Annotated in this window: 13 protein-coding genes; 3 read left to right on the top strand and 10 right to left on the bottom strand. The window is 56.5% G+C overall.

Annotation, left to right across the window (positions count from 1 at the left end; genetic code table 11):
* Nucleotides 1-232: hypothetical protein (locus tag DQX05_RS31390; RefSeq protein WP_220483167.1), on the bottom strand; the 232-nt coding region annotated here is incomplete at its 3' end.
* 83 nt (nucleotides 233-315) lie between these two features.
* On the opposite strand from DQX05_RS31390, the gene gpmA reads away from it, so the two are divergent.
* Nucleotides 316-1056, top strand: coding sequence for a 2,3-diphosphoglycerate-dependent phosphoglycerate mutase (gene gpmA / locus DQX05_RS10570; RefSeq protein ID WP_119793333.1), 741 nt, complete (start codon nucleotides 316-318; stop codon nucleotides 1054-1056).
* Nucleotides 1057-1426: 370 nt separating this feature from the next.
* On the opposite strand, the gene DQX05_RS10565 is transcribed toward gpmA, so the two are convergent.
* The 3 genes from DQX05_RS10565 to DQX05_RS10560 form a co-directional block, all read right to left on the bottom strand.
* The gene (locus tag DQX05_RS10565; protein ID WP_119793331.1) at nucleotides 1427-1747 is read right to left on the bottom strand and encodes a hypothetical protein; all 321 of its coding nucleotides are present in this window, start codon (nucleotides 1745-1747) and stop codon (nucleotides 1427-1429) included.
* Nucleotides 1651-1977, bottom strand: a complete 327-nt coding sequence (locus DQX05_RS33405; protein ID WP_472924366.1) for a Ger(x)C family spore germination protein — start codon at nucleotides 1975-1977, stop codon at nucleotides 1651-1653. Before DQX05_RS33405 ends, DQX05_RS10565 begins: the two co-directional genes overlap by 97 nt.
* A 110-nt stretch (nucleotides 1978-2087) precedes the next feature.
* The gene (locus DQX05_RS10560) at nucleotides 2088-2921 is read right to left on the bottom strand and encodes a hypothetical protein (RefSeq protein ID WP_119793330.1); all 834 of its coding nucleotides are present in this window, start codon (nucleotides 2919-2921) and stop codon (nucleotides 2088-2090) included.
* 123 nt (nucleotides 2922-3044) lie between these two features.
* On the opposite strand from DQX05_RS10560, the gene DQX05_RS10555 reads away from it, so the two are divergent.
* Nucleotides 3045-3440: a DUF3221 domain-containing protein gene (locus DQX05_RS10555; protein WP_119793328.1), complete on the top strand. Its 396-nt coding sequence runs from the start codon at nucleotides 3045-3047 to the stop codon at nucleotides 3438-3440.
* 59 nt (nucleotides 3441-3499) lie between these two features.
* On the opposite strand, the gene DQX05_RS10550 is transcribed toward DQX05_RS10555, so the two are convergent.
* Together DQX05_RS10550 and DQX05_RS32825 are read right to left on the bottom strand one after the other, a co-directional pair.
* Nucleotides 3500-4072 (bottom strand): thymidine kinase, encoded by a 573-nt coding sequence (locus DQX05_RS10550; protein WP_119793326.1) that lies wholly within the window; start codon nucleotides 4070-4072, stop codon nucleotides 3500-3502.
* A gap of 90 nt (nucleotides 4073-4162) precedes the next feature.
* A complete protein-coding gene (locus tag DQX05_RS32825) occupies nucleotides 4163-5437 on the bottom strand; it encodes an NUDIX hydrolase N-terminal domain-containing protein (protein ID WP_119793324.1) in 1275 nt (424 codons plus the stop codon).
* 189 nt (nucleotides 5438-5626) lie between these two features.
* Between DQX05_RS32825 and DQX05_RS10540 the strand changes: the two genes are divergently transcribed.
* Nucleotides 5627-6802, top strand: coding sequence for an acyl-CoA dehydrogenase family protein (locus tag DQX05_RS10540; protein WP_259391899.1), 1176 nt, complete (start codon nucleotides 5627-5629; stop codon nucleotides 6800-6802).
* Nucleotides 6803-7515: 713 nt separating this feature from the next.
* Here the strand turns inward: DQX05_RS10540 and ptsP are convergent.
* The 4 genes from ptsP to DQX05_RS10515 are packed head-to-tail and all read right to left on the bottom strand — an operon-like array spanning nucleotide 7516 to nucleotide 11058.
* Nucleotides 7516-9258: a phosphoenolpyruvate--protein phosphotransferase gene (gene ptsP, locus DQX05_RS10530; protein ID WP_119793460.1), complete on the bottom strand. Its 1743-nt coding sequence runs from the start codon at nucleotides 9256-9258 to the stop codon at nucleotides 7516-7518.
* The gene (locus DQX05_RS10525; RefSeq protein WP_119793320.1) at nucleotides 9258-9527 is read right to left on the bottom strand and encodes an HPr family phosphocarrier protein; all 270 of its coding nucleotides are present in this window, start codon (nucleotides 9525-9527) and stop codon (nucleotides 9258-9260) included. The genes ptsP and DQX05_RS10525 overlap by 1 nt, the downstream gene beginning before the upstream one ends.
* A gap of 43 nt (nucleotides 9528-9570) precedes the next feature.
* Nucleotides 9571-10305 carry an SIS domain-containing protein gene (locus tag DQX05_RS10520; protein WP_119793319.1) on the bottom strand — a complete coding sequence of 245 codons (735 nt, stop codon included), beginning with the start codon at nucleotides 10303-10305 and terminating at the stop codon, nucleotides 9571-9573.
* A gap of 6 nt (nucleotides 10306-10311) precedes the next feature.
* A complete protein-coding gene (locus DQX05_RS10515; protein ID WP_119793317.1) occupies nucleotides 10312-11058 on the bottom strand; it encodes a creatininase family protein in 747 nt (248 codons plus the stop codon).
* Between the last annotated feature and the right edge of the window lie 2 nt (nucleotides 11059-11060).

The following is an 11060-nucleotide window of genomic DNA, read 5'->3' as shown; positions in this document are numbered from 1 at the left end:
GCCGTTTCGCCGCTTGCTGTCGCTCCAGTCCGCTGCTCGCCTTCGGTCCGTTTCGCCGCTTGCTGTCGCTCCAGTCCACCGCTTGCCTTAGGGCCGTTTCGCCGCTTGCTGTCGCTCCAGTCCGCTGCTCGCCTTCGGTCCGTTTCGCTGCTTGCTGTCGCTCCGGTCCACCGCTTGCCTTAGGGCCGTTCCCCATGGCGGGATCGGCCCGGGACGCAGAGAAGCATCGCATTCGATACGGCCTCCGAAATTTGCTATAATCATCCATATCAGAAATACCGGCTTCGTTCCGGAAGAAGGCAGGAGGGATTTGAGATGAACAAACTCGTATTGCTGCGTCATGGTCAGAGCGTATGGAATGTGGAGAACCGCTTCACGGGCTGGACGGATGTCGACTTGTCGGAGCAGGGGCTGAAGGAAGCGCGTCTGGCCGGGGAAATTTTGAAAAAGCACGGCTACACCTTCGACGAAGGGTATGCTTCGGTGCTGAAGCGGGCGATCCGCACGCTCTGGATCGTGCTGCATGAGATGGATCTGATGTGGATTCCTGTCCATAAGACATGGAAGCTCAATGAACGGCATTACGGCGCGCTGCAGGGCTTGAACAAGGCGGAGACGGCCGAACGGTACGGGCAGGAGCAGGTTCAGCTATGGCGCCGCTCTGTCGATGTGAGACCGCCTGCGCTGGACCTGAGCGATCCGCGGTATGAAGCGTCCGCACTCCAATACAGGGACCTCCGGGAAGGAGAATTCCCTCTGACGGAAAATCTGGACGATACGGAAGCCCGAGTGCTCAGCTATTGGAATGAGACGCTCGCTCCCGCCATCTCGGGCGGCAAGCGCATCATCGTATCCGCTCACGGCAATACGATCCGGGCGTTGGTCCGGTATCTGGACAATTTGTCGTCCGACGGCATTGTCAGTCTCAATATCCCGACCGGGACGCCGCTTGTCTATGAGCTGGATGATCAGCTCGCCCCACTCCGGCGGTACTATCTGGGACTCGACGGCGAGATTCCGATGGAGGACTTCCCTCATCTGCCGCACTCCGTCTAAACCGGAACGATTCGCTGATTCCATGACTGTGGGGCTGTCCTGCCATTAGTTTTTAGCTGCAGTGAGACAGTCCCCCTTCTTCTAACAGCTCGACTTTCTAACAGCTTGACTTGCTAACAGCTTGACATGCTCTCACAGATCGACTTGCCGGAAAAACTGTGAAAATACAGTTTTTCCTTGTGACGTTTACTCCGTTACCAAAATTGCTGCAAAACGGCATGAATTTCACTCATTCCAATGGATTGAAAGCAAAAATCGGCGATTAAGATGCGCTTTTGCAGGAATTCCATCAGATAGCGGCTGAAAGCGTGTATATTCCTGCATAAACGCAGGATTTGGCTGCCTCAGGGGACAGGCTCGCCCCGTCCCGCTAATAGACGCTGACCGTCCGCTTGTTGGACATGGATCCAAGCTTTACGTGTTCTTTTTTGCCCCTTTCTCCCTCCAACTGAATCAACATCTCGCCGTTCGGGGAGCTGCTGCGCAGCAAGGACAGGAGCAGGCCCTTCGCGGCGGGAATCTGGCCCGTACACTGCTCTCCGCGGAACAACGCGATGCCCGCCACCTTGATCGCATTGGTCTTCGCCTTCAACATCATGGCGACCGGATCAATCCCGTCATCGAATAGATCCCGAGTGAAGCGGTACATATTGATTTCGCGAACCATATAGCGTCCGGTGACCGAATGCATGAGCTTATCGGTATATCCCCCGGTCGTCGGGTAAGTGGGGAATTGGCCGAGAGAAGATCCTTCCCTTTGCCATCGACGATGAGGACGTGAATGTTACTTCCGCCAGACGGATGCCGCAGCAGCGTATCCAGATGCCACCCCGTCCCTTTGCGGGTGGCCTCCAGCCCGAACAAAATATTTCGCATCTGGCCGTTGACCAGCTTGCGGTTATTTTGCCGGATGAAATGCATGTGTGCTTCCTTGGCCTGCAACGTTGGATAACGTGACCATTCAATAGGAGCCGAAGCGGTTAACGCTCCGGTCTCAGTCTTCCTCCATGGCGGATCAGCCACTCTCCGGATTACCAATCGGACAATCCGGTGGCTTCCGACAAATAGTACAAGTCGAACCGGATACCGATACTGCTGTCCCAGGGGGCCTGAATGATAACCGATCGGAAGATGTCTTCCAAGCCGGGAATGGCGAATCCGGCCGGCTCCGGGAACATTTCCTCCAGCTCTTGCCGCGACAGCTTTGTTTCCAGCGCGAATTGGAACACCGGTTTATTCGTATAGATATCGTACACAAATTCGAATTTGGGCGTTCTTTTGACCGTAAATTCAGTAATATCGGCCTCAAATTCGGCATCGCTGGCCGGAATGATGAAAGTCCACTCTTCTTCGGGATAACGATACAGATTGCTTACGCTGCCTATCTTGGCCATAGCTGCATCCCATTCCGATTGGTCTAAGGCAGAAGCGGGGATATTCAGCCCGGCATGATCGACTCCTGTCAGACGCCCCTGCAGCTGATAGAACAGGTATGATATCGTATTCGCAGCGGCCTGCTCATGATAGGCGGCGTCGTGTAGTGTGATCACCGGTTCTCCTGTCATCGGGGAGCCTTCGATGCCACCGGATGTCGTGCTGACAAGGAGAGGATGTTGATGGTGATGAAGCCGAATCTCCTCGTCCGTGTTCATTAGGATCATCGGGAGCTTCAAATCCCCCGTCCGGAACTCGATCGCCGGCAGGGCCGTGTCCGCAAAGGATGGGCATAGCGCCCCTTCTGTGCGGAAGGAAGGGATTTGTTCCAGCAAGGCATAGAAATAAGCGCACCATTCCTTTTCTGCCTCTGTGGCTCCAGGAAAAAGAAAGATGATTTTATCCAGTCGTCTCATTTCACTCAGAATCATGAAATTTCCTCCAAATAAAAAGCAAATGTGACAATATTGTTAATTAAAGTAAAAATAAAAGGATATCGATCTCCTGTATAGAAATGTATTCATGTACCAAAATATAGAAGGGAGATCATAAATATGATTACGAAGAAGAAATTGGTGGTTGCAGTACTCACTCTGTCCTTAGGTTTAGGGTTTACGGCAGGCGTAACGCCGACTTTTGCACATGCGGATGAATCCGCATCGAAGAGAGTTTCTGCCTCATCTATTGATCAACTGGAACCAACGACTTTCACCGGATATGTCATTTCCATTGGTGACACGTATATGACCATCGCCAATGCGCCAACACAAGAAGAAGCGCTGCAAGGGGAGTGGTGGGAACTTGTGAATCAAGGCAAGATATTGTTGGTTCCTTCTCCGCAAAATGAAACCTATGCGGTAGGAGACAAATTAAATGTTTATTATAAAGCGATGACGATGTCCATCCCGCCAATTGCGCTTGCACCTGTCCTTGAAAAAATCACAGAGTAATCTATGTAAGTACAGTGAACCCAGCGCCGTTAGGCGCTGGGTTTTTGGTTCGATATCCGTTACAAGGGAGGATGGAAATAACAGCGGCGGCATACCGGGTAGTAGCGCTCATTGCCGCCAATCTGAATCTGCTCGCCGGAATAGACCGGTTTGCCGTCGTCGCCGACGCGAAGATTCATCGTCGCCTTCCGTTCGCAGAACCAGCAGATCGTCTTCATTTCTTCGATTTTGTCTGCATACAGCAGCATATAATGGCTGCCCTCGAACAGTTCATTGCGGAAGTCGTTCTTGAGCCCGAAGCCCATAACCGGAATATCCAGTTCGTCGACGATGCGGGCCAACTGTAGGACCTGCTCCTTCGTCAGGAACTGGACTTCATCGACGAGCACGCAGGAGACGGGGCCGCCGTGCAGGGAGACCTCACGGAATATATTCGTATCGGTATGGACAAGCCGCGCCGGGCGCTTCAAGCCGATGCGGGACGACACATACCCGACGCCGTCCCGATCGTCCACGGCCGAGGTGAAGATAAGCACCGGCTTGTTCTGCTCCTCATAGTTATGGGCCACCTTGAGCACTTCGATCGATTTGCCGCTGTTCATTGCCCCGTAGCGGAGATATAGTTGAGCCATTGCTGCCACTCCATTCTGTACTTGTAGACGCTCTCGTGATGATACCCGGACTGTGTGAACACGTTCTATTTGCCTAGCCATTATGATGAATTAATCGAATAAGGCGGGCTGCTCCGGCCGGCGGTTGTATTGGAACAGCATGTGCAGTTGGGCTGCCGTGTTACGCTGCACGGATAAAGCGGGCAGATCGTCTTCGGGGAAGAAGCGGACATCTTCCGTCTCGATCCCGCTGCTCGCCGTACCTCCCGACAGCCGGCATTGAATGAAGATTTTGTAGACATGATGGGGCTCGGGAGGATGGCGGTGCAGGCGCTTATCGAGCACAGCCAAGAGACCTACCGCTTCAGCGTCATAGCCCGACTCCTCCTTAATCTCTTTCACGGCGACTTCAGCAGGCGAGAGGCCGACATCGGCCCAACCGCCTGGCAGCGCCCAGCATCCGTCCGATTTCTCCTTGACCAGCAGGATGCGGTTATGTTGGAAGACGACGCCTCGAATGTCAACCTTCGGGGTTGCATAGCCGCTATCCCGGGCAAAGGCCAGCTCTACCACCGGTTTTTCCGCGCCGGTCTGCTCCGTCATCATGGCGACGCTGATATCGCGCAGCTCTTCGTACCGCTCACGGTCAAAGATGTCTGTGCCGTAAGCGAGGCCGGTCTGGGCGATCGCCTGAATGCGCATCGTCCAGTCGAGCCAGCGGCGATCGGCAGACGAATCCGCTCCCTGGCTGCTGATGACGTCCAGCAGCTCCAGGGGCTGCCGGAGCATTCCATTCGGCTGCGTCTCGAATTGCCGCGTCTGCACCGTGTCGAACCATTGCGCCGCGAACGTAAGGACGCCCGCCCTGCGGCCGGCGGCGATGTCAGCCTCGCTGTCGCCAACCCATACGATCTCATTCGGCGCCAAGCCCATCGTCTGCAGGAGCTGATAGATGCCCTCCGGATGGGGCTTCGGCTGCTGGACGTCATCGCCGGTCACCGAGGCGTCGATATACGAAGCCAGTCCGAGCTGACGGACCGATATGTCGTAGGATCGCCGGCTCTTGCCGGTCAGGACGCCAATGGACAAGCCCCGGGCCTTCAGCTCCCGCAGCAGGTTCATGACCGGCCCGGAAGAGTGGGCGCGGCTCGGATGCCAGCGGCGGTAATGCTCATAGTACGCTTCGATTGCTTGCGGAAGGAAGCCCTTATGACGCAGGTTGGCCGTCAGAATGCCCTCTTCCGTCGGACCGAACATGGACATGATGTCGTGGTCTGTCAGCGATCGCTTGTCATAGGTCTGGAAGACCAACCGAAATGCATGCAAAGACAATGGCAATGTATCGGCCAATGTGCCGTCGAAATCAAACAACACCGTACGAATCATAGTCTTGCCCTCCGTTTCCGCTCGGGAATGGTCAGATCGTGCCCCGCGTCTTGCCTGTGCGGAGCTGTTCAAGGAGCTATCTCGGTTACACTTTCTTCTATGATAAAGAATGCAGCCGGCCAAAGCAATGGCGCAAAACGAAGACGGAAGCGCTCTTGCTGCTCTCGCCTGTCCGCTGCTGAGGCCCATATGATATATTGGAAGGAGCAGGACGGGAGCGCACCGGTTCCCATCCCGGAATGCACCGGCAAGACCGGAGAAGCAGGAGTGATATCGATGTTTTTCAACTCAGAGGAAATAGCGTACATTCGTGAGCGGTCGGCGGAGATGGAGCGGTCCGGAAGCCTGGCGCCGGGCGTCCTTGATCTGTTGTTCAATAAGGGCTGGTTCAAGCTGTTCGTGCCGAAGCGGCTTGGAGGGAGCATGACGCCGCTGCCGGATGCGGTTCGCCTCTTCGAGGAGGCTTCCTGGGTCGACGGGAATGTAGGCTGGACGATCACGATCGGTTCCGGAGGCGGATTCTTCGTCCCGTTCTTGCCGCCCGCTACTGCGGAGCGGATATTCTCGCCGCCGCAAGCGGTCGTGGCCGGATCGGGCATGCCGACCGGAACGGCCCGCCGTGTCGAGGGAGGATATATCGTCAGCGGTCAATGGAAATATTGCAGCGGCTCGAAGCATGCGAGCTTGTTCACGGCGAATGCGCTCATCGACAATGATGGCGCCGCTGCGGATCCAGACATGCGCTCGTTCGCATTTCTGCCGGATCAAGTGACGATTGAGGAGGATTGGGATGCCTTCGGCCTGCAGGCGACGGACAGCCATACGATATCCGTGCGGGAGCAATTCGTGCCGGAGGAGATGACCTTCCTGCTGACGGAGCGCCAGACAGAGGATCGGGACGCGATCTATGATTATCCGTTCCTTCCGTTCGCGCAGGCTTCGTTCGCCGGTGTCGCCGTCGGCCTGGGGCGCCGCTTCCTTGACGAAGCGGAGCGGATGCTGGAGGCCCGGCGCACGGCCTGGTCGGCATCCGAACGCGCCGCCTTCGTCGAGCGGTTGCTCGCGGCGCAGCGCTCGAAGCTGGCTGCCGCGGTCGAACCGTTCTACGGCGATCTGGAGTCATCATGGGAGCGGATGGCCGGAGGCGAAGCGCTGGATGACGATGAGCAAGCTCGCGTGTCCGCATCCTGCCGGCATGCGGCCCGGACCGCGCTCGAATGCGCCCAGGCCGTCTTCCCGTACATGGGGATGACATCGGTCATGAAGAGCGACCCATTGAACCGGGTCTGGCGTGATCTGCAGACAGCCTGCCACCATTCGCTGCTCGTCTCGTTCGAAGACGGGGGAGCAGGAATGGGTGAGTAGTTGGTGACGGAAGCCGAACAAGGGACAGTCTACTAGGGATTGAAGCATGGCGCAGGGCAAGACGGGACAACAGAGAATGTAGAGGCGGAAAAGGCGACAGGGGGACTAGCGGCGCGGGAGTAACGGCAGGACTAGGGGCGGAAATGGCGGTTGGACTAACAGTGACTAATCGTAGGACTAGCGGTCGGACTAACGGCAACACTAATGGCGGAAGTAGGGGCGGAACTGACGGTGGAACTGACGGCGAACTAACGGCGAACTAACGGCGAACTAACGGTGGAACTAACGGCAGCACGAAAGACGGAAGATGGTTGAGGCAATCCTGCATTTTTACAGCAATTTACGCTGTTTGAGCCACAATCTGATGAAATTCCTGCAAAAGCGCATCATTTTCCCCGATTTTTGCTTTCCATTCATGGGAATGGCTTATATTCATGCTGTTTTGCAGGAATTTCGGTCACGGAAGAAGCCTCGCAAGGAAAAGCTGTAATTTTGCAGTTTTTTATCAAGTTGAGCTGTGAGAAGCAGGATGGGGCTGTCTCCCTGCAGCTTACAAGCTACATATGAGACAGCCCCGAATGACGCAGCATGCCCCCAGGATGACGCTACGCCCTCATGCCGCGGCATAACGCAGCATGCCCCCAGCATGACGTCACGCCCTCATGCCGCGGCATAACGCATTCATGACGCCGGCAGCTAGTTTGTTCGATCCGTTATTGTTCTGGCAAGCCATCCACGTACCCGCGCAGCGCTTGCCGCACTTCTTCGGTCGTGCCCAGCTGGAGCAAGCGCTCGGCCAGCGCCCGGCAATCGCGGCTGTCCAGCCTGGAGAGCGCCCGCTTCACGGTGGCGATGGAGGCAGCTTCCATGCTCCATTCATCGAGACCGAGCCCGATGAGCAGCGGGGCGGCCAGAGGATCGGCGGCCATGCCCCCGCACATGCCGGCCCATTTGCTGTGCTCATGAGCGGCGTCGATCACCCTCTGAATCAGTTGCAGGACGGCGGGATGGAAGTAATCGTACAGATAGGATACCTTCTCGTTCATTCTGTCTACGGCCAGCGTATACTGCACGAGATCATTCGTTCCGATGCTGAAGAAATCGACCTCTGCGGCGAATGACCTGGCAAGAAGGGCGGCAGAGGGGATTTCAACCATGATTCCGACTTCAATCGCATCGGCTACGGGATGACCTTCCTGAACGACCTCCTTGCGCGCTTGCTCATAGATGGCTTTGGCCTGCCGCCATTCCTCGAGGCTCGATATCATCGGGAACATCACCTTGACATTCCCGTAGTGGCTCGCGCGGACGATGGCCCGCAGCTGCGTGCGCAGCAGCTCCTGCCGGTCGAGTCCGATCCGGATGGCGCGGTAGCCAAGGAACGGATTCGCCTCCTGCGGCAGATCCAGATAGGGAAGCTCCTTGTCTCCGCCGATATCCAGTGTGCGGATGACAACCGGCTTGCCGTCCATCTGTTGCGCTGCTTCCCGGTAAGCGGCATACTGAGCTTCTTCATCCGGCATGCGGTCCGTATTCATGAACAGGAACTCGGTCCGATACAAGCCGATGCCTTCCGCGTTCAGCTCCTTGGCCGCGACCGCTTCCTGAACCGTCCCGATATTTGCCGCCATTTCCACACGGACGCCGTCCTTCGTCTCCGCCGGCCTTTCTCTGAACCGGGCCAAGGCGTGAAGCTCGCTTTGCTCGCTCTCTTGGCGCTGGCGGTACGCTTCGACTGTCTCCGGATCCGGCATCCGTATGCAGAGACCCTCGCTTCCATCCACGATAAGCCATTCCCCGTTAACAATCTGGCGAACAGGTTCACCCGCTCCCACGACGGCTGCGATGCCGAGCGAACGTGCCAGAATCGACGTGTGCGATGTCTTCCCGCCCATCTCCGTCACCAGCGCCTGCACATACCTCTTGTCGAGTTGGACTGCCTCGGATGGCGCCAGGTCATCGGTGACGAGGATGACCTCCTCGCGCAAGCCGGACAGGTCGGTGCGCTGCCCGCCCCCGAGCTGCGCCAGCAGACGCTTGCCCAGGTCACGAATATCAGCGGCTCGCTCCCGCATATATTCGTTGTCGAGCCGCTCGAACCGGGCGGCAAATTGCTCGGTCACGGCGCTTACCGCATGTTCGGCGCTCAGGTGCTCCTCGGCTACCTTCTTCTGCATAAGCGGATAGAGGGCCGGATCGGACAACATCCGCGCCTGGCCGACGACAATGCCGGCCTGCTTCTCGCCGAGCGTCTGCTTCGCATGCTCCGCTAACTCGAGCAGTTCAGTCTCGCTATGCTCCCTGGCCTGCTTCAACCGCTCCAATTCTGTCTCTGTCTCATCCTGACTAATGGTCTCGCGCCTGTTGGTCAGGTCACTCTGATTACGGAGCACCAACGCCTTGGCGATCCGTATTCCGTTCGATGCTCCGATGCCATGAATGTGCTGCTCCGCCATCATTCTTCACCGAACTTGCTCTCGATCAGCCCGGCCAGTGCCTCGATCGCTTCCTGCTGATCGGGTCCTTCGGCTTCGAGGGTAATCGAAGTTCCTTTGACGAGACCTAGCGTCATCAGTTCCAGCATGCTGGTGGCATCGGCTTCTTCTCCGCTCTCGGATTTGACCTTGATCGTGGACTTGAATTCGTTGGCCTTATCGGTAAATATCTGTGCGGGACGCACATGAAAGCCTTGTTCATTTTGAATTACGAGTTGTTTGGTTACCATCCTTATTCCTCCTGTCGGACATTGCGCTAGTTGGAACCTTGGGTCAAGAAAGCAGGGGGATTCTCTCCCGATAACGCTCGATCAGAGCGTTGTTATGCTCGTCGGCTCCGTCGATATTGCCGCTTAGAAATACAGGGGGGTTATACCCCTGTTCAGCCATCCTGACAATGGCTTCCGCCAGAATGGCGTTGAGAATCGCTGCGCCGGTGACCGTCGAAGTCGGCGTAAAGGGAACCGGCACATCCGGATGGGTCAATATGGCGTCGCCCTTCACCGCATAATTGTCGATGACGAGATCAACAGCGTCATATAAATGCTTGCCGCTTCGATGCCGGGATGGCTGGCTCTGGGAATAGGCAAGCGAGGTAATGCCGATCGTGAACGCACCTTTGGCCTTGGCGATCAGAGCGGCATCCACCGGAACCGGATTCCTTCCGGAAGTGGAGAGAACGAACATCACCTCTCCAGGACGAATAGGTTGATCCTCCATGAATGTCTCCGCGAGGCCGTTCTGCCGTTCCAGCTCCGAGGAACGAACCGCCCCTTCGTGAAGCATCAGCTTCTCGACGAAGATAGGCCGGATCGGCACAAGCCCGCCGGCCCGGTAGAACACTTCTTCCGTCAAAATATGAGAATGTCCGCAGCCGAACAGATGAATAATTCCCCCGTTCATGATGGCTTCCGCTGTCTTCGTGGCGGCCAGACTAATCGCATTCGCTTCCTGTTGTTCGATACGGTGCAGCATGTCATGAATTTGGTTCAAGTACGTATGAAGCATCCGGCATCATGGCTCCCTTTCTGATAAAATTCGTTGCTTGGCATTCGCGATTATCGTGGTCATCGTCTGTAAGGTAGATTCAATGATTTGTTGTCCCTTCTCCTTCGTGGCCAGCGTAGCGTCGCCGAGCACAGCGGTGGAGGTGAACGTCTCCCATGGAGTCGGGGTGCAGTCGGCTTCCAGATCGATCGCCGGGGGATCATTGACAGCTCTGGACATATCCACATGTTCTTCCGCCAGATAAAGCATATAGGACGTTTCCAGTTCGCACGCATGGAAATAGGAGGCATGGGAAGATGGCGTTTCCCGAACCTTCGCGATCGTTTCCTTGGAGCCGGGGTAGAAGAAGTAGTATACTTTCAGCCCCGGATAATCCCGATACAGCAGCCGGGCCGCGTCCTTCAGGGCGGGCGCGTTGCCCAGGTGGCCGTTCAGCATCGCGAAGATGCGGAAGCCCTGGCGGACCAGACTCTCCCCGATGTCGTACAGCATTCGGATCAACGCTTCATTAGAGACATTGATGCTGCCGGGGAAATTCTGGAGGCTCCACACTTGCCCATAGGGAAGGGTCGGCAGCAAGAAGCTGTTCGTTCTGTCCGCCAGCAGCCGGGCCAACCGCTCGGCGAGCAGATTGTCGGTGCCTAGCGGGAGATGAGGGCCGTGCGCCTCCACGGCCCCGATCGGCAGAATCGCACATAGACTTTGTTCAATTTTGCCGGCAACATCCATGGCGTTCTCTTCTTGAAAATTCATGT

This window comes from Paenibacillus thiaminolyticus, assembly GCF_003591545.1.
Lineage (GTDB): Bacteria > Bacillota > Bacilli > Paenibacillales > Paenibacillaceae > Paenibacillus_B > Paenibacillus_B thiaminolyticus_A.
The sequence above is the reverse complement of the archived record's forward strand: the minus strand, read 5'-3'. Positions and strand labels throughout refer to the sequence as shown.

Bases quoted from the DNA above. Each gene is read 5' to 3' on its own strand.
- gpmA (WP_119793333.1), top strand. From the start codon at position 316: ATGAACAAACTCGTATTGCTGCGTCATGGTCAGAGCGTATGGAATGTG.
- DQX05_RS10565 (WP_119793331.1), bottom strand. From the start codon at position 1,747: ATGCATTCGGTCACCGGACGCTATATGGTTCGCGAAATCAATATGTAC.
- DQX05_RS33405 (WP_472924366.1), bottom strand. From the start codon at position 1,977: ATGCATTTCATCCGGCAAAATAACCGCAAGCTGGTCAACGGCCAGATG.
- DQX05_RS10560 (WP_119793330.1), bottom strand. From the start codon at position 2,921: ATGATTCTGAGTGAAATGAGACGACTGGATAAAATCATCTTTCTTTTT.
- DQX05_RS10555 (WP_119793328.1), top strand. From the start codon at position 3,045: ATGATTACGAAGAAGAAATTGGTGGTTGCAGTACTCACTCTGTCCTTA.
- DQX05_RS10550 (WP_119793326.1), bottom strand. From the start codon at position 4,072: ATGGCTCAACTATATCTCCGCTACGGGGCAATGAACAGCGGCAAATCG.
- DQX05_RS32825 (WP_119793324.1), bottom strand. From the start codon at position 5,437: ATGATTCGTACGGTGTTGTTTGATTTCGACGGCACATTGGCCGATACA.
- DQX05_RS10540 (WP_259391899.1), top strand. From the start codon at position 5,627: ATGATATATTGGAAGGAGCAGGACGGGAGCGCACCGGTTCCCATCCCG.
- ptsP (WP_119793460.1), bottom strand. From the start codon at position 9,258: ATGGCGGAGCAGCACATTCATGGCATCGGAGCATCGAACGGAATACGG.
- DQX05_RS10525 (WP_119793320.1), bottom strand. From the start codon at position 9,527: ATGGTAACCAAACAACTCGTAATTCAAAATGAACAAGGCTTTCATGTG.
- DQX05_RS10520 (WP_119793319.1), bottom strand. From the start codon at position 10,305: ATGCTTCATACGTACTTGAACCAAATTCATGACATGCTGCACCGTATC.
- DQX05_RS10515 (WP_119793317.1), bottom strand. From the start codon at position 11,058: ATGAATTTTCAAGAAGAGAACGCCATGGATGTTGCCGGCAAAATTGAA.